19 protein-coding genes are annotated in these 21,027 nt (G+C 62.1%); 10 read left to right on the top strand and 9 right to left on the bottom strand.

Annotated elements, in window-relative coordinates; translation table 11 throughout:
• Positions 1-59: 59 nt before the first annotated feature.
• The 5 genes from ACM62R_RS10535 to hpt form a co-directional block, all read right to left on the bottom strand.
• Positions 60-974, bottom strand: coding sequence for a pseudouridine-5'-phosphate glycosidase (locus tag ACM62R_RS10535; RefSeq protein ID WP_415184011.1), 915 nt, complete (start codon positions 972-974; stop codon positions 60-62).
• A complete protein-coding gene (locus tag ACM62R_RS10530; protein ID WP_415184010.1) occupies positions 971-1,864 on the bottom strand; it encodes a PfkB family carbohydrate kinase in 894 nt (297 codons plus the stop codon). Before ACM62R_RS10530 ends, ACM62R_RS10535 begins: the two co-directional genes overlap by 4 nt.
• A 140-nt stretch (positions 1,865-2,004) precedes the next feature.
• Positions 2,005-2,919 (bottom strand): c-type cytochrome, encoded by a 915-nt coding sequence (locus tag ACM62R_RS10525; protein ID WP_415184009.1) that lies wholly within the window; start codon positions 2,917-2,919, stop codon positions 2,005-2,007.
• 106 nt (positions 2,920-3,025) lie between these two features.
• Positions 3,026-3,214, bottom strand: coding sequence for a hypothetical protein (locus tag ACM62R_RS10520; protein ID WP_415184008.1), 189 nt, complete (start codon positions 3,212-3,214; stop codon positions 3,026-3,028).
• On the bottom strand, positions 3,211-3,750 hold the full coding sequence (gene hpt / locus ACM62R_RS10515; protein WP_415184007.1) for a hypoxanthine phosphoribosyltransferase: 540 nt from the start codon (positions 3,748-3,750) through the stop codon (positions 3,211-3,213). The genes ACM62R_RS10520 and hpt overlap by 4 nt, the downstream gene beginning before the upstream one ends.
• An 81-nt stretch (positions 3,751-3,831) precedes the next feature.
• Between hpt and ACM62R_RS10510 the strand changes: the two genes are divergently transcribed.
• Complete coding sequence (locus tag ACM62R_RS10510) at positions 3,832-4,281, top strand: type II toxin-antitoxin system RatA family toxin (protein ID WP_415184006.1); 450 nt, start codon at positions 3,832-3,834, stop codon at positions 4,279-4,281.
• Here ACM62R_RS10510 and ACM62R_RS10505 read toward each other — a convergent pair.
• From ACM62R_RS10505 to ACM62R_RS10495, 3 genes are read right to left on the bottom strand one after another with little or no spacing between them, the layout of a single operon-like run.
• Positions 4,272-4,748: a CinA family protein gene (locus tag ACM62R_RS10505; protein ID WP_415184005.1), complete on the bottom strand. Its 477-nt coding sequence runs from the start codon at positions 4,746-4,748 to the stop codon at positions 4,272-4,274. The two genes, ACM62R_RS10510 and ACM62R_RS10505, sit on opposite strands and share 10 nt — an antisense overlap.
• A complete protein-coding gene (locus ACM62R_RS10500) occupies positions 4,745-5,239 on the bottom strand; it encodes a phosphatidylglycerophosphatase A (protein ID WP_415184004.1) in 495 nt (164 codons plus the stop codon). The genes ACM62R_RS10505 and ACM62R_RS10500 overlap by 4 nt, the downstream gene beginning before the upstream one ends.
• Positions 5,236-6,363, bottom strand: a complete 1,128-nt coding sequence (locus ACM62R_RS10495; protein WP_415184003.1) for a bifunctional 2-C-methyl-D-erythritol 4-phosphate cytidylyltransferase/2-C-methyl-D-erythritol 2,4-cyclodiphosphate synthase — start codon at positions 6,361-6,363, stop codon at positions 5,236-5,238. The genes ACM62R_RS10500 and ACM62R_RS10495 overlap by 4 nt, the downstream gene beginning before the upstream one ends.
• A 187-nt stretch (positions 6,364-6,550) precedes the next feature.
• On the opposite strand from ACM62R_RS10495, the gene dusB reads away from it, so the two are divergent.
• The 9 genes from dusB (at position 6,551) to hflX (ending at position 18,472) form a co-directional block, all read left to right on the top strand.
• On the top strand, positions 6,551-7,525 hold the full coding sequence (dusB, locus tag ACM62R_RS10490) for a tRNA dihydrouridine synthase DusB (protein WP_415184002.1): 975 nt from the start codon (positions 6,551-6,553) through the stop codon (positions 7,523-7,525).
• On the top strand, positions 7,522-8,610 hold the full coding sequence (locus ACM62R_RS10485) for a two-component system sensor histidine kinase NtrB (protein ID WP_415184001.1): 1,089 nt from the start codon (positions 7,522-7,524) through the stop codon (positions 8,608-8,610). The genes dusB and ACM62R_RS10485 overlap by 4 nt, the downstream gene beginning before the upstream one ends.
• Positions 8,610-9,977 carry a response regulator gene (locus ACM62R_RS10480; RefSeq protein WP_415184000.1) on the top strand — a complete coding sequence of 456 codons (1,368 nt, stop codon included), beginning with the start codon at positions 8,610-8,612 and terminating at the stop codon, positions 9,975-9,977. The genes ACM62R_RS10485 and ACM62R_RS10480 overlap by 1 nt, the downstream gene beginning before the upstream one ends.
• Before the next feature lie 110 nt (positions 9,978-10,087).
• Entirely contained in the window at positions 10,088-12,361 is a 2,274-nt protein-coding gene (locus ACM62R_RS10475) for an ATP-binding protein (RefSeq protein ID WP_415183999.1), read from the top strand.
• The gene (locus ACM62R_RS10470) at positions 12,358-13,767 is read left to right on the top strand and encodes a sigma-54-dependent transcriptional regulator (RefSeq protein ID WP_415183998.1); all 1,410 of its coding nucleotides are present in this window, start codon (positions 12,358-12,360) and stop codon (positions 13,765-13,767) included. Before ACM62R_RS10475 ends, ACM62R_RS10470 begins: the two co-directional genes overlap by 4 nt.
• Before the next feature lie 154 nt (positions 13,768-13,921).
• Positions 13,922-15,298 (top strand): Trk system potassium transporter TrkA, encoded by a 1,377-nt coding sequence (gene trkA / locus ACM62R_RS10465; protein ID WP_415183997.1) that lies wholly within the window; start codon positions 13,922-13,924, stop codon positions 15,296-15,298.
• Positions 15,298-16,818: a TrkH family potassium uptake protein gene (locus ACM62R_RS10460; RefSeq protein ID WP_415183996.1), complete on the top strand. Its 1,521-nt coding sequence runs from the start codon at positions 15,298-15,300 to the stop codon at positions 16,816-16,818. Before trkA ends, ACM62R_RS10460 begins: the two co-directional genes overlap by 1 nt.
• Before the next feature lie 140 nt (positions 16,819-16,958).
• The gene (hfq, locus tag ACM62R_RS10455; RefSeq protein WP_415183995.1) at positions 16,959-17,192 is read left to right on the top strand and encodes an RNA chaperone Hfq; all 234 of its coding nucleotides are present in this window, start codon (positions 16,959-16,961) and stop codon (positions 17,190-17,192) included.
• Positions 17,189-18,472 (top strand): GTPase HflX, encoded by a 1,284-nt coding sequence (gene hflX, locus ACM62R_RS10450; RefSeq protein WP_415184059.1) that lies wholly within the window; start codon positions 17,189-17,191, stop codon positions 18,470-18,472. The genes hfq and hflX overlap by 4 nt, the downstream gene beginning before the upstream one ends.
• Before the next feature lie 68 nt (positions 18,473-18,540).
• On the opposite strand, the gene ACM62R_RS10445 is transcribed toward hflX, so the two are convergent.
• A complete protein-coding gene (locus tag ACM62R_RS10445; RefSeq protein WP_415183994.1) occupies positions 18,541-21,000 on the bottom strand; it encodes a penicillin acylase family protein in 2,460 nt (819 codons plus the stop codon).
• Positions 21,001-21,027: the final 27 nt, after the last annotated feature.

The raw sequence follows: 21,027 nt of genomic DNA, 5'->3' as shown, positions 1-21,027 counted from the left end.
CGGTTCCCTCCGGGTTTGGCGTAACTTATGGAGGGGGGCGGGGTGCTGCAATGGGCAGCTTAGGTCTGGCGCTCGATTTCCAGGGCAATTGCGGCGCCCAGACGCGCATTGTTCAGCACCAGCGCGATGTTGGAGGCTAAAGACCGCCCTTCGGTCAGCTCGAAGATGCGTTGCAACAGGAAGGGGGTGACGGCTTTGGCGCTGATCCCCTGGGCTTCGGCCTCGGAAAGGGCGGCCTCGATCACCGGGGTGATGTCTTCGCGGGCGATTTCGGCGGCTTTCGGGATCGGGTTGGCGATCAGCTGGCCGCCGGGCAGGCCGATGCGCGCGCGCATGAGATGGGCGGCGGCGATTTCGGCGGCGCTGTCCATGCGCAGCGGCGCCGTCAGGCCCGAGCTGCGCGACCAGAAGGCCGGGAATTTGTCTTGCCCCAGGGCGATGACCGGCACCCCCAGCGTTTCAAGCACCTCAAGCGTTTTCGGCAGATCAAGGATGGCTTTCGCGCCCGCAGCAACCACCGTGACCGGGGTTGCCGCCAGTTCCGACAGATCAGCAGAGATGTCAAACGAGGTTTCGGCGCCGCGGTGCACACCGCCGATACCGCCGGTGGCAAAGACGTGGATCCCGGCCAGATGGGCACAGATCATCGTTGCGGCGACTGTCGTGGCGCCGGTGCGGCCCATTGCGAGGCAGGCGGCCAGATCGGCACGGCTAAGCTTCATCGCATCGGGTGTCTGCGCCAGTTGGTCCAGCTCGACTTCGGTCAGGCCGATGTGGATGTGGCCGTTTTGAATGGCGATGGTGGCGGGAACGGCACCGGCTGCGCGGACCTCGGCCTCGACCGCGCGGGCGGTTTCAAGGTTTTGCGGGTAGGGCATGCCGTGGGTGATGATCGTGCTTTCCAGCGCCACGACGGCGCGGCCGGTATCAAGGGCGGCGCGGGCTTCGGGTGAATAGCTGAGGGGGGCGGTCATGTGGCGATATCTCCTGAGACGTAGCGCGCAGCGGCGTCAAGTGCCGCGGCAAGGGATGCGGCGCGGTCCAGCCCGCGCCGTTCGGCCACCAGATGGGCGGCCATGAAAGTATCGCCCGCGCCGGTGACACGGGTCACCAGAACGGGCGGTGGGGTCTGGGTCAGAACGCTGCCCTGCGCGCCGTCGGCGGCGGTGTGGGCGCCATTGGTGACCAGAACGCGGTGCGCACCACGCGCTATCAGCCCTTCGGCGGCCTCGGGGGCGCTTTCAAAGCTGCGCTGACAAAGCAGCCCCGCCTCATCAAGGTTGACATAAAGTGTTGCGTTGGGGTGATCCAGCAAGGGGCGCAGCCGTTCGGCCTTGCCGGGGCTGGCGGGGGCAATCCGCAGATCGGCCAGGGCGAAAAGCGGCGATATGGCGATTGTGGCCAAGAGCGACTCGGTCAGGTTCCCGTCCAGCGCCACCGGGCCGGCCCAGGGCTTTGCCGCGCTGCCCAAGGCGCCATCGGCAAGCGGGCGCAGGATCTTGTCGCCCACGGCTTCCAGCGAATGGGCGTCTGCGATAGCGGCGATCAGGCCATTGGCACCCTCGATCGCCATATAACGATCTGTCGGCAGATCGTTTGAGCGGTAAATATGATTGCAGATCAGGCCCATATGCGCGGCGCTTGCGATCAACTCGTCGCCCTCGGCGTCGCGGCCCACGGTAGAAAGCAGCGCCGGCCGCATGCCAAAGCGGGCCAGCGTCATCGCGATGTTCATCGCGACACCCCCCGGCAACCGAGTAATCCGCCCCGGCACATCCGAGCCCTCGCGCATATGCCCGGGCGTGCGACCGATAATGTCCCACAGCACCGAGCCGATGCACAAGATATCCGCTGTCTGGTTCATCCCTGATTCCTGCCCAATCGCGCCGGGTTCCACAAGGGGGACTGGCGCGCCCTTGTGCAAGTGCCGATGCCCTCAACGGGGGCATTCCCGCCAGAAAGAGCGCGCGTTGTGTTGAATTTGAACCCTTGTGCAAACGTGGGTTACCGCGCGGGGGCGGTCGCCGGTGTTTCGATGGGCGGCACTTTTTTGAGGTAGGCGGCAACGGCGCTGCGGTCTTCGGCTGAGAGCCGCGCGAAATTGCCTACGACCAGCGCCATATGACCGCCTGCGCTGTCATACTCGGGGGTGAAGCCCGTATTCAGATAGTCGGCGATTTCGGCTGCCGACCACTTCAGGCGCGCTGGGGTGATATTCGGGAAGCGGCCCTTGGCGCCGGGTATCGGGGCGCCGGCAAGCCATTGGTCGCGCTGCAAGCCGCCCAGCAGGTTGCGTGGGGTGTGGCATTCGGCGCAGTGCCCCAATGCCTCGGCCAGATAGCGGCCACGGGTTTCGTCGGGAGTCAGATCACCCGCGATAACCCAATCGGTATTGAGAAACAGGAATTTCCAGCCGCCCAAGGTGCGGCGGAGGTTGAAGGGAAAGCCCACCTCATGCGGCTGGCTGGGTGTGGCCACAGCGGGCAGGGTGGCCAGATAGGCGCGCAGGTCCACCACATCTTGCGGGGTGGCCTTGGCGTAGCTGGCATAGGGGAAGGCGGGGTAATAATGTGTCCCTTCGGGCGAAATGCCGCGCATCATTGCGTTGGCAAGGTCATCACTGCTCCAACCGCCGACACCTTGGATGGGATCGTTCGAGATATTGGGCGCGATGAAGGTGCCAAAGGGGGAGGGGAATTTTTGCCCGCCGCCCAGTTCCAGCATCTGATCGCCCTTGGCCCCCGCAGTCATGTGGCACGAGGCGCAGCCGCCGGCCCAGAACACCTGCTCTCCGTGGGCGGGGTCAGCGACCAGCCCGACCAGCGCATCAGCGGGCAGTGGGTTCGGGCGGGTGATGAACCAAAAGGCGGCCAGCCCCGGCAGGGCAAGAACAAGGGCAAGACGAAACAGGCGGCGCATGAAAGGCTCCTTTCACCGGGGGGTGATTTTGGCGGTGCCGCGGAACGGGCCGGGGCAAGACCCCTGACTGTGCCAGCTTTTTACACCCGCGCCAACCGCTTGGCGGTCAGGGGCGAAAACCGCGTGCCGGGTTGCGGTTGGCGGGCAGCGTCGCCCAGTCGGGCCACAGCCCCGCCCATTCCAGCCCGAACAGCAACAAGCAAAGGGCCACCACCAACGCCACCAGCTTGACCCGCGTCCACGAGGGCGGCCTGCGCGACCATTTGGACATCCGCAAAAGCCATGTCAGATTCATTCGGTGAACCGCACTTTGCCGATATAGGGCAGGTTCCGGTTGCGCTGCGCAAAGTCGATACCGTAGCCCACCACAAACTCATCGGGAATTTCGAACCCGGTCCAGGTGGCTTTGACCGGCACTTCACGGCGGCTGGGTTTGTCCAAAAGCGCGCAGACTTCCAGCCGTTTGGGGTTGCGTGCGCGCAGCATCGTCAGCACATGGCCCAGCGTGAATCCGGTATCGACGATATCTTCGACGACCAGCACATCCTGCCCTTCAATCCCCGACCGCAGGTCCTTCAGGATCCGCACTTCGCGCGAGGACGACAGGCCGTCACCATAGCTTGACGCCTCAAGAAAATCGACCTGCACCGGCAAATCAATTTCGCGCACCAGATCAGCGATGAACACGAATGAACCGCGCAGCAGCCCGACCACCACCAGCTTGTCGGAGCCCTTGTAGGCCGCAGTTATTTCCTGGGCCAGTTCTTCGACCCGCGCGGCGATCGCCTTGGCCGAAATCATCTGATCAATGACATAGGGGCGGTGCGTCATGGCTACCTCTTGATTTCTGGCCACTGTTTAACGCAAACACGCACGGAAAGTCACGGGTTGGATTGCGAAAAAGGGACGGGGATGCCGACACATTCGGAAAAACGGGTGATGCCTTATAGCGCGGCGCAGATGTATGATCTGGTGTCGGATGTGGCGCGCTACCCCGAGTTCTTGCCGTGGAATTCGGCGGCACGGGTGCGGTCGCGCAGGCCGGGGCCGGATGGCTCAGAAGTGCTGGAGGCGGATCTGGTGATCTCGTTCAAGGTGTTTCGCGAACGTTTCGGCAGCCGGGCCACGCTTTGGCCGGCCCGCAACCGGGTCGAGGTCGAATACCTTGACGGGCCGTTCAAATATCTGCGCAGCTGGTGGACCTTTGCCGACCGCCCCGAAGGCGGTTGCGACGTTGAGTTTTTCGTCGATTTCGAGTTTCGCAACATTATTTTGCAAAAGGTCATCGGCGTGGTTTTTGATGAGGCGATGCGCCGGATCGTGCGCGCGTTCGAGCAACGGGCGAAGGTGCTTTACGGCTGACCCGGCAACGCCGCTGCCAATAGCGCGAGCGCATGGTCGCGGGCGGCTTGCCGCACCGCCGCGCGGCCCAGGGCGCCGAAATCGCGGGTTTCAGTGATGACCGGCTTGCCGGTTTCGGCCAATCCGAAACAGACGCGCCCCTCGGGTTTGAATTCTGATCCACCGGGGCCAGCGATGCCGGTGACGGACACCACCAACCCGGCCTGCGAATGAGAGAGCGCGCCCAAGGCCATCTCAGCCGCGACTTCTTCGCTAACCGCGCCGTGGGCGGCCAGTGTGGCAGGCGATACGCCCAGCATCTCGGTTTTGGCGGCGTTGGAATAGGTTACAAAACCCCGATCGAACACGTCCGACGACCCCGGCACATCGGTCAGCGCCACGGCCACCATGCCCCCGGTGCAGCTTTCAGCAGTAGCGATGCGAAGCGATTTGGCGCGGGCGGCGGCAAGAATGGCTTCGGGCGTCACATCAGCACCCCATGCGCTATACCGGCGGCGATAATCGTTGCAATACCTGCAAAAACCCCGGCCCAGAGGTCATCGAGCATCACCCCCGCCGCGTCGTGGCGGCGGTCGGCGCGGCCCACCAGCCACGGTTTCCAGATGTCGAACAGCCGGAAAAACAAAAAGGCGGCGATCCAGCCGGGATAGGCCACCACGGCCCAATCGTCCAACCCGCGTCCCCAAAATGCCGCGGCCGGGAACAAAAGCGCCAGCCACTGGCCCGCAACCTCATCAATAACGATTTCTGACGGGTCTTCGCCGGGGCGGTCCGCCAATTCACGGCCCACCGCCCAGAATCCCAGTGCCGTGACCAGCGCGGTAGCCAGCACCAAAACCGGAAAGCCCAGATACCGGTCAATCGCCAGGCCCAAAACCAGCGCCGCCGCCGAGCCCCAGGTGCCGGGCGCGGGGCGCAGTTTGCCAACCCAAAAGAACGTCGTGATGAAATTGATCATTTGCTCACCAGTGTTGCGGTGGCGATGGCGGCGATACCCTCTTCGCGGCCGGTAAAGCCAAGCCGTTCCGATGTTGTGGCCTTGACCGAAACACGGGTCGGTGCCATGCCGGTTATACGGGACAGTTCCGCAGCCATTTCAACAGCATGCGGCCCGATCTTTGGGTGCTCACAGATCAGCGTCACATCAACGTTTGAAATGGTGTAACCCTTATCCCGTGCCAGCGCCGCGGCATGCGCCAGAAAAATCTCGCTCGCCGCGCCTTTCCATTGCGGGTCCGAGGGGGGGAAATGGCGGCCGATATCGCCTTCGGCCAGCGCGCCATAGATCGCGTCCGTCAGGGCGTGCATCCCCACATCGGCGTCGGAATGGCCCAGAAGACCGCGCGAATGTGGCACCCGCACACCGCAAAGCACCACGTGATCCCCCTCGCAAAAGGCGTGAACATCAAAGCCGTTACCAAGTCTTACATCCATTTCAGCCCCCAAGATGCGTTCTGCACGGGCAAAATCTTCGGCCCAGGTGATTTTCAGATTGTCCTCGCTGCCCGGCACAATGGCAACCGGCAGACCGGCACGGCCGGCGATTTCCACATCATCGGCGGCAGGTGCCGGATGCGCGCGGTAGGCGGCAAGGATAGATGCGAAGTCAAAGCCTTGCGGGGTTTGCGCCCGGTAAAGGCCACTGCGATCCTCGGTGCCCGAAACGGTGCCGTCCGCCACGCGCCAAAGCGCGTCGGTCACCGCCAGGCCGACCGCGGCGGCAGGCCCGTGATCAAGTGCGCGCACCACGGCAGCTACGACCGCCGGCGGCGTCAAAGGCCGTGCGCCGTCATGGATAAGAACCTTGGATACACCTGTGTTATCAAGTGCTTCCAGTGCGTTTCTCACGCTGTCCGTGCGGGTCTCTCCGCCCGCAACCAGCGTGACCTTGCCGCCAAACTCTGCCAAACCGCGCACCATGTCATCGGGGTGCAGCACCAGAACGATACGCCCGACATCCGCAAAAGCCGCTACCGTGCGCGCCAGCACCGATTTCCCGGCAAGGGATTGCCACTGTTTGGGCAGGGCGCTACCTGCGCGGATGCCGCGCCCGGCGGCCACGATAATAACCGCGACTGTCATCTTTCCTCCGAAACTGTCCTGAAACGGCTTAGGGCAAGGCCCGCAAAGGTGCAATCCGCCGCGTTGGCGGGGGTTGCGCCCTGTTTTTAGGCATGTGCTGTGATTTATTGCGCTGACGCTATGGTCTGAATTGTGATTCTGGCCGCAAACGGCTATTCCCTCGACCGATGGCACAAGGAACAGGCATGTGACGATTCAACTGGCGCAGATGCGGCTTGATCCGCCGGTGTTTCTGGCCCCGATGGCCGGGATCACCGATCTGCCGTTTCGGCGGATGGTGGCGCGGTTTGGCGCGGGGCTGGTGGTCTCGGAAATGGTTGCCTCGGGCGAGATGCTGACCGCCAAACCCTCAGTCCGGGCCAAGGCGCGCGCCGATCTGGGGTTGGATATGGCCGCCTCGGTGCAGCTGGCGGGGCGCGAGGCGGGCGCCATGGCCGAGGCTGCCCGCGTGGTCGCAGACATGGGCGCCAGGATCATCGACATCAACATGGGTTGCCCGGCCAAGAAGGTGACGGGGGGGCTGTCAGGTTCAGCGCTGATGCGCGACCCGGACCATGCGCTGACGCTGATTTCGGCGGTGACAGGGGCGGTAGACGTGCCGGTCACGCTGAAAATGCGGCTGGGGTGGGATGATGAAACCCATAACGCCGCGTCAATTGCCAAACGGGCCGAGGATGCAGGCGTGTCGATGGTGGTGATCCACGGTCGCACCCGGATGCAGTTTTACAAAGGCAGGGCGGATTGGTGCGCGATCAGCGCGGTGAAGGCCGCCGTTTCGATCCCGGTGGTGGCCAACGGCGATATTGTCGATGTGGCCAGCGCAAGGGCCGCGCGGGCGGTGTCGGGCGCGGATGGGGTAATGGTGGGGCGCGGGGCGCAAGGGGCTCCGTGGCGGCTGGCCGAAATTGCCCATACGCTGCACGGAACACCGGCGCCAAACGTGCCGCAAGGGGCGGCGCTGGCCGATTTCATCGCCGAGCATTACGAGGCGATCCTGGGCTTTTACGGTGCCGCGATTGGCCTGCGGCTCGCGCGCAAGCATCTGGGTTGGTATGCCGATGTCGCCGGGGCACCGCTGCGCGCCGATATGATGGTGTCCGACAGCCCGCAGGCCACATTGGCACTGATTGCGCGCGCCTTTGGTGAAAGGCTGGCGGCATGACGTTACCGGCGCCGGGGGTTATCTGGAATTCACTGCCGACGCCTGCGTTGTTGATCGACGGGGCCGACAGGGTGGCTGAAACCAACCCCGCAGCCGAAGCGTTCCTGAACCTGTCATCCCGCGCGCTGAAGGGCCAAAGCCTGTTTGAACGTCTCGCAATCGCGGCACCCCTGGAAGAGATTTTGGCGCGGGTCCGGGGCAGTCATTCGGCGCTGTTCATCAACGATGTCGATGTCACGACCGGCCAACGCGCCCCCGTGCAATGCAACCTGCAACTGGCACCGATGGGTGATGACCCCACCGTCGTCTTGTTGCTGATCACCCCGCGCGACATTGCCGACCGCTTGGGCCGTGCCTATCAGGTCAAATCTGCGGCCCGTTCAGCCATTGGCATGGCCGAAATGCTCGCGCATGAGATCAAGAACCCCTTGGCCGGTATCGCCGGGGCCGCCCAGCTGCTTGGCATGAACCTCGGCGGGGAAGACCTTGAATTAACGGACCTTATCGTGGATGAGACCCGACGGATCGTAAAGCTGCTGGAGCAGGTCGAGCAGTTTGGAAACATCCGCCCGCCTGATCGGCAACCGGTCAATCTGCATGGCATTCTGGACCGGGCGCGCAAATCGGCGCTGGTCGGGTTTGGCGCCCATATGCGCATCATCGAGGATTACGACCCCTCATTGCCGCTGACGCTGGGGGACGCCGACCAGTTGACGCAAGTGTTTCTGAATCTCATCAAAAACGCCGCCGAGGCCGCACACCACAGCAAGACCGGCGGCGGCACGATCCGCCTGCATACGTTCTACGATCAGGCGCTGCGCCTGCGCCGCGCCGATGGCACCGGGGTCGTGTTGCCGCTTCAGGTTGAGGTTATCGACGATGGCCCCGGCATTGCCCCTGAAATCGCCGCCGAGGTGTTTGAGCCCTTTGTTTCGGGGCGCGAAAACGGGACCGGCCTTGGTCTTGCGGTGGTGTCGAAAATCATTGCAGAGCACGGCGGCTGGGTCACCCTCGAGTCAACACCCGGACGCACGATCTTGCGCATATCCTTGCCTGTGGCACCCGGAATTTCGGAGAAAAGCTGATGGATGGCACCGTTCTTGTCGCGGATGATGACCGCACGATCCGCACCGTGCTGACGCAGGCGCTGACGCGGGCAGGCTGCAAGGTGCATGCGACCGCCAGCCTGACCACGCTGATGCGCTGGGTAGAAGAGGGTAAGGGCGATCTGGTGATCTCGGATGTGATGATGCCCGATGGTAATGGGCTTGAGGCGCTGCCGCGTATCGCGCATGAACGCCCCGGTTTGCCGGTGATCCTGATTTCTGCGCAAAATACCATTGTCACCGCAATTCAGGCGGCCGAGGCGGCGGCCTATGACTACCTTCCCAAACCGTTCGATCTGCCGGATTTGATGAAGCGCGCCGCCCGCGCGCTGGAGCGAAAGCACCACGCGACCCCGTCCCGCCCAAAGGGGACGCAAGAGGCGGTGGACGATCTGCCGCTGGTCGGGCGCACTGCCGCGATGCAGGCGCTTTATCGGTTGGTCGCCCGTGTGATGAACACGGATCTGACGGTGCTGATCAGTGGCGAAAACGGCACCGGGAAATCGCTGATCGCGCGCGCGATCCACGATTTTTCCGACCGCCGGGCACGGCCCTTTGTTGTTGTTCAGACCTCTGATCTGCTGGGGGCGGATGGGCCTGCAACGTTGCTTTCAAGGGCACGCGGAGGCAGTCTTATCTTTGACGAGATCAGCGACTACGATGATGAGGCACAGGCCCGCGTCGTGCGGATGCTGGATGCGCTACCCGACCCCACCCCCCGAATCATCGCCACGGCGCAGGTTGATCTGATGCCGCTGATCGAAGCCGGGCGTTTCCGGCAGGATCTGTTCTACAGGCTGGGCGGTGTTACGCTGTCGGTGCCGGCGTTGCGAAGCAGGGTCGAAGATGTGCCGCTTTTGGCGGATCATTTCCTGGCGCGCGCTGAGCGCGACGGGCTTGGCGTGCGCCATTTAAGCGCAGATGCAATGGCGCTGGTGTGCGCCCATGCCTGGCCGGGCAATGTCCGCCAGTTGGAAAACACCCTTCGCAGCCTGGTTGCGACCTCACCCGAAGCGGAAATAACCCGCACCGAGGTTGAGCAAACACTGACCAGCCAGCCGGTGATCGCGCCATTTCACAAAGGCACCGAAGGGGAAAAACTGGCCGACTCTGTTGCGCGGCACCTGAACCGGTATTTTGACCTGCATGGAAACAATCTGCCTCCGCCGGGGCTTTATGATCGCATAATCCGTGAAATCGAAATCCCGCTGATTGAAATTGCGCTGGAGGCGACCGGCGGTAATCAGGCCAAATGTGCCGATCTTTTGGGGATCAACCGCAATACCTTGCGTAAAAAGATCACCGAGCTTGATATTCAGGTGACACGACGGCGCAAACTGATGTAAACCCGCCACAGGTATGCGTTGCAATTCTGCCCGATAGAATCGAGCCCCTGCAAAGGGACGCCCGAAATGAATTGGCGGATCGCAGCGCAGGTTTGACGCCGGGGGAATGTTTGCACAGCACGGCACACAAAGTGGCCTGGGACAGATTGAGCCGGCTTAGGCGGCAACGGCGGGTACGCAATTTTGCCACACTGTCGTTGGTTGTTCTGGGGCCTGCGCTTGCCGTGGCGACGTTCCTCGTCATGGGGCCGTTCGGGCAGGGCGCGGCCTCGGCATCGCTGCGGTTGATCTTGCTGGCGGATTTCGTCTACTTCCTGCTGCTGGCGGGGTTGATCCTGTCGCGGTTGTTGCAGGTGGTGGCGGCACGGCGCGCCGGGTCTGCGGGGTCGCAGCTGCATCTGCGGCTGACCGGGGTGTTTGCGGGAATTGCGCTGGTGCCGACCGTGTTGGTGGCCTTGTTTGCCGGGCTCACGCTCAACATCGGGCTTGAGGGCTGGTTTTCAGACCGGGTTCGTGAAGTGGTGGGCACGTCATTGGCCGCCGCCGAGGCCTATCAGGAAGAACATCAGCGCGACCTGACCAAGGATACCGAGGCGCTGGCCGCGTTTTTGAACCTGCGCCGCCAGGCCGCGACCTTTTTGTCGGATGGCGATCTGCGCGAATTGCTGACCCAGGGCCAGGCGGGTATCCAGCGCGGTCTGCGCGAGGCATTCGTGATCGACGCCACCGGCGAGATCCGCGCCCGCGGCGAACGCAGTTATCTGTTCGACTTTGAAAAACCCACGCCCGAAAGCATTGCCCGCGCGGATGCTGGCGAAACGGTGCTGATCGAGGATTGGCCCAACAGCGAATTTCGCGCCATTATCGCGCTTGATGCCTATGTGGACCGCTACCTTTACGTCAGCCGCGCGGTGGATGGCCAGATTTTGTCGCTGCTGGACGACACCCGCGAAACCGTCGGGCTTTACCAGCAGTTGGAGGCGACCCGTGGCAAGGTCGTGTTCGAATTCGGGCTGGTCTATTTCGGCTTTGCGCTGATCCTGATTCTGGCGGCAATCTGGTTGGGGCTGTGGTTTGCCGAACGGCTGTCACGTCCGATCGGGCGGCTTGCACAGGCGGCCCAGCGGGTAGGGGCGGGCGATCTGGACAGCCGTGTGATCGAAGAGCCGGGGGATGATGAAATCGCCACGCTTGGGCGCGCGTTCAACGATATGACCAGCCAACTCAAGGGGCAGCGCGCGCAACTGGTGGATAGTCATCGCGCCACCGAGGAACGCGGCCGGCTGTTTGATTCGGTGCTGTCATCGGTTACCTCGGGGGTGATCGGGTTGGATGCCACGGGCGACATCGACTTTTTGAACCGTGCGGCAACGCGGCTTTTGGGGCTTTGCGCAGAGCGCGATCATGACCGCCCCCTGACCGAGGCTGTGCCCGAATTTGCCGCCCTGTTCGGGCGCCTTCAGGCCGGTCTGGCCGAGGTCGCGCAAGAAGAGGTGCGGCTATCGCGCGATGCCAAACTGGAAAGCCTGCTGGTGCGGATGGCTATCCGGCGCGGCGCCGATAACGCGCTTGAGGGCTATGTGGTCGCCTTTGACGATGTGACCGAACTGGTCAGCGCGCAGCGTATGGCTGCCTGGGGCGATGTAGCGCGCCGTATCGCCCATGAGATCAAGAACCCGCTGACCCCGATCCAGCTATCGGCGGAACGGTTGCAGCGCAAATTTGCCCCTCTGGCCGGGAACGAGGCCGAGGCGCTTGAGCAATATACCGGTGTGATCATACGCCAAACCAATGACTTGCGCCGCATTGTTGATGAATTTTCACGCTTTGCCCGGATGCCCGAACCCGACCGCCGCGACCATGATCTGGCCCACCTGATGCGCGATGCGGTCTTGCTGCAAGAGGGCGCCTTGCATGGGGCGCACCTGATTGCGGATATTCCCAAAGACCCGGTGATCGTGGAACTTGACGCCACGATGATCAGTCAAGCGGTCACGAACCTGATCAAGAACGCCGGAGAAGCCATTGAAAGCCTGTCTGAAAAGGGTGCGCCGGACGGCTGGATCCCAGAGGTTCGGATCGCAATGGCCGCAACCCCGGCCCAAGTGACCATCACCATTGCAGACAATGGTATCGGCCTGCCGCCTGACCGCGCACGGCTGTTTGAACCCTATGTGACGACACGGTCAAAAGGCACCGGGCTGGGCCTGCCGATCGTCAAGAAAATCATCGAAGAACATGGCGGCACGCTGACCCTGGCGGATGCGCCCGCCTTTACCCAAGAGGGTCATCAAGGTGCCCTTGCGGAAATCCGTCTGCCCCGCGCCCGCGCGGCGGCCCGTGCAATCAAGGAGAGGGCAGAGGCCCCGACAGGATCGAAATGAGCGATATTCTGATTGTTGACGACGAAAAAGACATCCGCGACCTGATCGCAGATATTCTCAAGGATGAGGGCTTTGCGACCCGTGTTGCCGGCAACGCCGATGACTGCATGGCCGAAATCAACACCGAGCCCCCGGCGCTGATGATCCTTGATATCTGGCTGAAAGACAGCCGGATGGACGGGATCGACATCCTCAAGCAGGTCAAACGCGACAACCCCGAGATCCCGGTGGTGATCATTTCAGGCCATGGCAACATCGAAATAGCCGTCGCTGCGATCAAACAGGGGGCCTACGATTTTATCGAAAAGCCGTTCAACATCGACCAGTTGATGGTGGTGATCACCCGCGCGATGGAAACGGCCCGGCTACGCCGCGAAAACACCAGCTTGCGCCGACGTGACCTTAGCGTGGCGGACATGCTGGGCAATTCCGTTGCCTTTCGCAAACTGAAGGATCAGCTTGACAAGGTTACCAAATCCAACGGGCGGGTCATGCTGACCGGCGAGCCGGGGGCGGGCAAGGAAATGGCCGCCCGCTACATCCATCAACACTCGAACCGCGCGGCTGCAGCTTTCGTCACCGTCACCTCGGCCTCGATTGCGCCTGATCGGATGGAGGAGGTGCTTTTTGGGCGCGAAACGCCCGAACGCGGTGTGGAAAAGGGGCTGTTGGAGCAGGCCCACGGGGGGGTGATCTATTTCGATGAGGTGGCCGATATGCCACTGGGCACCCAGTCTAAAATCCTGCGTGTGCTGACCGAACAGCAATTCACCCGCGCCGGTGGCGCAGACAAGGTGCGCGTTGATTTGCGGGTGATATCGTCCACCACCCGCGATCTACCGGTCGAAATTGCCGCTGGGCACTTTCGGCAGGAACTTTTTGACCGGCTCAATGTGGTGCCGATAGCGGTACCCGCCCTGTCTGAGCGGCGCGAGGATATTCCCCTGATTGCCCACCATTTCATCGAGGGTTTCAACCAGGCGCAAGGCCTGCCATTGCGTGAGATCGGTGAAGAGGCCGCGGCGATGATGCAGACCATGGATTGGCCCGGCAATATACGGCAGCTGCGCAATGTCATTGAGCGCGTCCTGATCCTTGGTGAGGGCACCGGCCCGATCGAGCCGCGCGAATTGCCCGGCCAGGATGCTGTGCCCGATGAGGGCCGCGTCGTTCTGGGGGGGGCGCTTGCGACATTGCCGTTGCGCGAAGCGCGCGAGCTTTTTGAACGCGAATATCTGCTGACACAGATCAACCGGTTTGGGGGCAATATCAGCCGGACCGCGAATTTCGTGGGGATGGAGCGGTCGGCCCTGCACCGCAAGCTGAAATCGCTTGGCGTAGTGACAACGGCCAAATCCGGTGCGCGCGTCGCGCATCTGGAAGAGGATGAAAACGCAGAGATCTGAGGGTTCTTTCGGGCCAGGATACGGCCACCGAGCGCCTTCAAATCAAGACGGCTTACCCTATCGCGGGTTAACCGGGCACGCAAAACAGGCTCCGATTGACCCAGACAGGGCCGTGGGCCTATGAAGAACGGCACGAGTCTGGCGGAGTGGGTATATGAAAGTCATCATCTGTGGGGCAGGGCAGGTCGGCTGGCAGATCGCACGGCACCTGTCGGGCGAACGCAATGATGTCACCGTTGTGGACAGCAACGCCGAACTGGTCCGTCGGGCCTCGGATACGCTTGATGTGCAGGGAATTGCCGGCTTTGCCTCGCACCCCGATGTGCTGGAGCGCGCCGGCGCGCGGGATTGTGACCTGATCATCGCCGCGACCCATTCAGATGAGGTCAATATGGTCACCTGTCAGGTCGCGCATTCGGTTTTCGGGATCACCCGTAAAATTGCGCGCCTGCGCGCCCAGGCCTATATGGAGCCGCTTTATGCTGATCTTTACCGTCGTGACCACCTGCCCATTGATGTGATCATCAGCCCCGAACGCGAGGTGGCCGAGGCCGCGCTTCAACGGCTTTCTGCGCCGGCAACGTTCGACACGGAAAGTTTCATGGGCGGCAAGGTGCAGCTTTTGGGGATTGCGCTGGATCAGGAATGCCCGGTGCTGGAAACGCCGTTGCGGCAGTTGACGGATCTGTTTTCCACTCTGCGCGCGATTGTAGCCGGGGTTCGCCGCGATGGGCGGCTGTTTGCGCCCGATCCGGGGGACCAGCTGTTTGTGGGGGATCAGATTTATGTTTTCGTTCATATCGAAGACGTGAACCGCACGCTGGAAATTTTCGGCAAGACAACGAAAAAGCAGGAACGCATCGTCATTATTGGTGGCGGTAATGTGGGGTTGGCGGTCGCGCGGGCGCTTGAGGCCCGGACTGACCGGGTTCGCGCCAAGGTGATTGAGCGTTCGCGCCCCCAGGCGGAACGCGCGGCCGACCTGCTGGAACGCACAATCGTTCTTAATGGCGACGGGATGAGCGCTGAGCTGTTGGAAGAGGCCAGTATCAGCCGGGCGGATGCGGTTTTGGCCGTAACCGAGGACGACAAGACCAACATTCTTGTTTCGGTGCGCGCAAAACAGGCCGGCTGCAAAATGGCCATCGCGCTGGTCAACGACCCGACCTTGGTGCCGCTGATGGCGCCTTTGGACATTGACGCCTATATCAACCCGCGCGCCACGACTGTCTCGTCGATTCTGCGTCATATCCGGCATGGCCGGGTGCGCGCGATCTATTCGATCGGTGACGCCGAGGCCGAGGTGATCGAGGCGCAGGTTTTATCGACGTCTCCGATTGCCGGGCGGTTGGTGCGCGACATTGCCTTCCCCGAAGGGGTGCTGATGGGCGCGTTGAAAAAAGAGGACAGGGTGCTTAAACCCACCGGCGACAGCAAGGTTGAAGAGGGCGATGTTATCATCCTCTTTGTGCTTTCGGCCGATGTCCCCGAGGTGGAGCGCCTGCTTCAGGTCTCTATTGATTTCTTCTGATGCGGCGCATTCTGGATCTGCCCTTGTTCGTGATCCTGATGGGGATCAGCGCCTTGGCGATGTATGTGCCTGCGGCCCACGCGCTGACCCTGCGCGATCATGCAACCGCGCGGCCATTCTTTTATTCCGGCACCTTATTTCTGTTTTTGGTGGCGCTTTTGGGGCTGGCCACTGCGGCTAACCGGCCCGGCAACATCGCGCGCAACCATCTGCTGGCCATGGTCGCAGCCTTTACCGTTCTGCCCTTGATGTTGGCGATCCCCTTTAATGAGGCGGTGCCCGATACCGGGCTATTCAATGCCTGGTGGGAAATGGTTTCCTCATTCACGACCACAGGCGCGTCGCTTTACGAACCCGCGCGCCTTGCGCCCAGCCTGCATCTGTGGCGGGCAACAGTGGGCTGGATGGGGGGCTTTTTCATGTTGGTGATGGCTATCGCGGTATTGGCCCCCATGCGGATTGGCGGCTTTGAGGTATTTTTCGCGGCTGGCCCATCCGGCCGGATGACCGACGCAAGCCCCGGCCCGGTTGAACGTGTAGCGGACCCCGGCGATCGGGTCTTGCGCTATGCCATGGCGTTGTTTCCCACCTATCTGGGGCTGACACTGGTGCTGTGGGTGGCGTTGCTGATTTCGGGCGACCCAACCCTGGTGGCACTGTGTCATGCGATGTCAACGCTGGCCACCTCGGGAATTTCACCCATCACCGGGCCGGCGACCGCCCCCTCCGGCATGATGGGAGAGGTGCTGATCTTTCTCTTTTTGATACCGGCCCTGTCGCGCCGCTTCTGGCCCGGCGCCCGAGAGTTGCGCGTGACGAACCGGATATGGGACGACCCCGAACTAAAGCTGGCCGCCAGCCTTGTCCTGATCGTCCCCCTGATCTTGTTCTTGCGCCACTGGATCGCTTCTCTTGAGGTCGCGATAGAGCCGTCACCGGCCATGATGGCCACCTCGCTTTGGGGCGGGTTCTTTACCGTTCTGTCGTTTTTGACCACGACCGGGTTTGAATCCTCAGGCTGGCTTGAGGCGCGCAACTGGTCCGGTCTTGGCACGCCGGGGCTTATTCTGGCGGGTCTGGCGATCACTGGCGGCGGCGTTGCCACGACGGCGGGCGGGGTGCGGCTGTTGCGGGTCTATGCCCTGTTGCGCCACGGCGAACGCGAATTGGAACGGTTGGTGCACCCCGCCTCAATCGGCGGTGGGGGCGTCGTGGCGCGGCGCCTTCGCCGCGAAGGCGCCTATATGTCATGGATATTCTTCATGCTCTTCGCCATGTCGATTGCTGTGGTGATGATGGCGGTGTCGATGGCGGGGTTGGAATTCGAACCCGCCACCATCCTGTCCATTGCGGCCCTGTCCAACACCGGCCCCTTGGCCAGTATCGCGGGCGATGCCCCGATCAACTGGGCCACGCTGACCGACAGCACCAAGGCCATTCTGGTCAGTGCCATGGTGCTGGGGCGGCTTGAAACGCTCGCCATCATCGCGCTTTTCAATCCCGAATTCTGGCGAAACTGAGCTTTCAGAAGATTAGCTTCATAACGGGTTGTTTTTAGGGCTGGAATCTCTTCGATTGCTTAAGCATACTTGACGTTGGGGCCTGGCGCATCTGGCCGCAACCGCACGCACGCTAAGAAAAGACAAAAAAGGCAATAAAAATGGCTGCCGATAAACAAAACCTGCAGGATGCATTCCTGAACCATGTACGCAAGACCAAGGTCCCTGTGACGATATTCCTGATCAACGGCGTCAAACTTCAAGGTGTCATCACCTGGTTTGACAACTTTTGTGTGTTGTTGCGCCGTGATGGCCAATCGCAGCTTGTCTATAAACACGCCATTTCCACCATTATGCCGGGGCAACCGATCTCGCTCTATGAAGGTGACAACTGAGCGATCCCATCCCCGCCCGTGACCGGCCAACCCGCGCCTGGGTCTTGCACCCAGAACTGAAGGGCGCGCAAAGCCGCAGATTGCCCGAACATGGCCTTGCCGAGGCCGTGTCGCTTGCGGCTGCACTGCCCGATCTTGAAGTAATGGGCGCGGATGTCGTGCGCCTGACGCGCGCGCATCCGGGCCATCTGTTCGGCACCGGCAAGATGGATGAGCTGAAGGCAAAAATGACCGAGGCCGAGGTGGACCTTGTGCTGGTCGATGGCCCGGTCAGCCCGGTGCAACAGCGCAACCTTGAAAAGGCCTGGGACGTCAAGCTTCTGGACCGCACCGGTCTGATCCTTGAGATCTTCGCAGACCGCGCGCGCACGCGTGAAGGTGTGCTTCAGGTGGAACTGGCGGCGCTTTCCTATCAACGGACCCGTTTGGTCCGCGCCTGGACCCACCTTGAACGTCAGCGCGGCGGCCTTGGCTTTGTCGGCGGCCCCGGCGAAACCCAGCTTGAGGCGGACCGCCGCGCGATTGACGATCAGGTTGTGCGCATCCGCCGGCAATTGTCGAAAGTGATCAAGACGCGCGAATTGCACCGCGCCGCACGGCGCCGGATTCCCTTTCCGCTGGTCGCACTGGTTGGCTATACCAATGCCGGAAAATCAACCCTTTTCAACCGCATGACCGGCGCCGAGGTCTTGGCCAAGGACATGCTGTTTGCCACGCTTGACCCCACCATGCGCGGCCTTGTGCTTCCGTCGGGCCGCAAGGCGATCCTGTCAGACACGGTCGGCTTTATTTCGGATCTGCCGCATGAACTGGTCGCCGCCTTTCGCGCCACCCTCGAAGAGGTGTTGGAGGCCGATCTGATTTTGCATGTGCGCGACATTTCCCACCCCGAAACCGAAGAACAGGCCGCCGATGTCGGTGACATTCTTGAAACGCTGGGCGTCGACGAAGACGTGAACCTGATCGAGGTCTGGAACAAGATCGACTGCCTCTCGCCCGAAACCCGCACCGCGCTTTTGGTGCAAGACGCGCGCCGCGGCGATGTGCAGGCCGTTTCAGCCATTTCTGGCGACGGAATCGAGGCCTTGCTTGAGGTGATCGACCAGCGCTTAGGCGAAGAAAAGACCGAAGAAACCCTGGTCCTTCCCTACGCCGACGGCCGCCGCCGCGCCTGGCTGCATGAGGCGGGGGTGATTTTAAAAGAAACCCCGCAAGATAGCAGCCACAGGTTTCTGGTCCGCTGGACTGCCAGACAAAAGGCCGAATTCGCCACCCTGTGACCCTGGCTTTTCTTTGGCCAAATACTCCCGGGGGGTGCGGGGGGCAGACGCCCCCCGTTCCTGCCCGCTCAGGGTGCCGGTTCCAGCCACGTCACCCCCGCCGCTGCCGCGCGCGCCAAATCGGGGTCGAGGGACATTGGAATATATTCACCACTGCGCCACAACTCGCTCAGATCATCATAATGCCGGCTCAATGGGTGCCCCGACTGCCCCGTGGCAATGATGAAAACCGAACTGTCGGGGTCTGCAAAATCATAAACCCCGCGATAGCCAGCGCCGTGCACATTGGCAAAGGGGTTGGGCCCAGTCCCCACCGTAGCGCCGCGCATCAAGGTAAAATCCCCCCCCGAGGTCGATTGGCGAATATTGGTGACCCAACTCAGCACCGGCACCTTACCCAAAACCGGATGGTCATGCATCGCCTCATGTACATCCCCCCAACGCCAACTTTCGACATTCGTGCCGAAACGGGCGGTCAGATCCAGCAGGGCATCATCCAATGACAGGCGCGCGATATCGGTACACGACTCGATCGGGGCCGATTGCATCACGTCGCACCACCGATCTGCACCATCGGTGTTGCGAAACACCCGCTCGATGAATAGCGGCTCCAGATGCGGAAACTCGGCGGCCAAAGGCCCCAACTCATCCCGGATCAACCGGTTTTGCAACGCCCGCATCCAGGCCGCGTAAATCAGCGGCTCGGGCAGGTGTTCGCTCATATCGCCATCCCAGGCGGCCAGCAATTCCAGCGCGCGTTGGCGTTGCCGCTCGGGGGTGCCTTCCGGGGCCGCCTCGCCGGTATACCACAGATCCGCACCGACCAGCGGCAACAGCCCCCGTGCGGCCGGGCTGCCGGTATCAAGCTGCGCCGCGATAAAACTTTCGCGGCTATGGACCTCTCGCTCCCCCATCAGGCGTTGCCAGCGCAAGACACGCTGACTGTCGCCCCAGTCAAAACTGACGTGATTGGGGAACGGCCGGTCGATTGTCTTGTTGTTGGTGTTGCCAACGATCCCACCCTCAGGGTCCAGAAAGCGCGGATTGTCGGCATAGGGCAGGGTGCCTTGCCATCGGTTTGCGGGCTCCCAGCCGGGGCTTGGCATCCGTCCAAGCGTGCTGTGCGCGGGGTCACGTTTTGGCAGCGCACCAATTGTCACCATCCCCACGCCTTTGCTGTCGGCCAGAATCAGGTTCAGCGCCGGGGCGATGAAACGTTCCGAAACCGCCACCCCATCCGCCACGCTGCCCGCCTGCATCAGCCCCATCGCTGCCGTCATCGAGGTATCTGCCCCTGAAAGCGCCGTCCAGTTGATCGCCGCCACATGTCCAGGGGGTGTCACCGCCGAAAGGTTGAATTGCCCGCCTGACAAGATTGGCCCATTCCCCGACCACCGTAATGTGATCGTGACCGGATCAGCATCCTTGACCGAGATGATCGCCCGGCGTGTCTTGAACTTGCTCCAACCATCGGGGGTGCGGTAACGTTCGGGGTCGGCCGGGTTCAACTCTTCCATCGAGATGTCCTGATCGTCGGCGTAGGCGGCGGTAATGCCCCAGCCCAGATGCTGGTTTCGCCCGGTCAATACCGCAGGTATTCCCGGTATCGTTGCCCCGATCACGCCGCCGGATTTCAGTTCCAACCGCGCCAGATACCAGATCGAGGGGGCCGATAGCCCCAGATGCGGATCATTGGCCAAAAGCGATCCACCAGCCGCCGATCGTTCCGGCGCAGCAGCCCAGGCGTTTGAGGCGCCGCTCATCGTGCGGGGTGCGAAAGGCGAAAAGGCATCGCGCCCGGTTCCCGCCACCTTCACCGCCCGCGGCGCGGTCGGAAAAATGCCCGCATAGTCGGGCAGGGCGGCCACACCGCTACCGGGCATGTCTGGCATGATGTCGCGCACCCACCCCTGACCCAGCATCGACACCCGCGCCCGCAATACCTCTTCGTCGATCTGCGACGAAAGCTGAACCGCCATCAGCTTTAGCAGCGCGATCGAATCCGCCGGTTGCCAATAGGCAATTTCGTTGTTGAAGATGAAAAACTCGGGCGCCCCCCGCCCCAACGCCCCCGAATTGACCTGCGCGATCCACTGGTTCACACCCTTGGCATAGGCCTCCAATGCCGCGCGCGTATAGTCATCTTGCGCAGCAACAGAGGCGGCTGCCAGCGTGTAAAGATCAAATCTGCGCATCAACTCGTCTGTTTTCAGCGCGCGCTTGCCAAAGACCTCGGCCAGACGCCCCTGAACCGTGCGGCGCAGCATGACCATCTGCCATAGCCGGTCTTGCGCATGCGCGAGCCCCAGCGCGAAATAGACATCGGCGTCATCTGCACCGAAAATATGTGGCACATCATCGGTGGTGCGCACAATCTCGACCGGGGCCGAAATGCCGCTGACCTCATAGGTCGCATTATAATCGGGCAGCGAACGTGCGGCAAAATAATAGATCCCCGCCAGCCCGATTATCAGCAACAATAGCCCCGTCGAGACAAACCGGACCAACCAGCGAAAAGCAAATTGCATAGTGTTCCCCTAGTGTGCCCGGATGTC

The organism is Phaeovulum sp., from assembly GCF_047638075.1.
GTDB lineage: Bacteria > Pseudomonadota > Alphaproteobacteria > Rhodobacterales > Rhodobacteraceae > UBA6197.
This window is presented reverse-complemented; position numbering and strand designations above follow the sequence as displayed.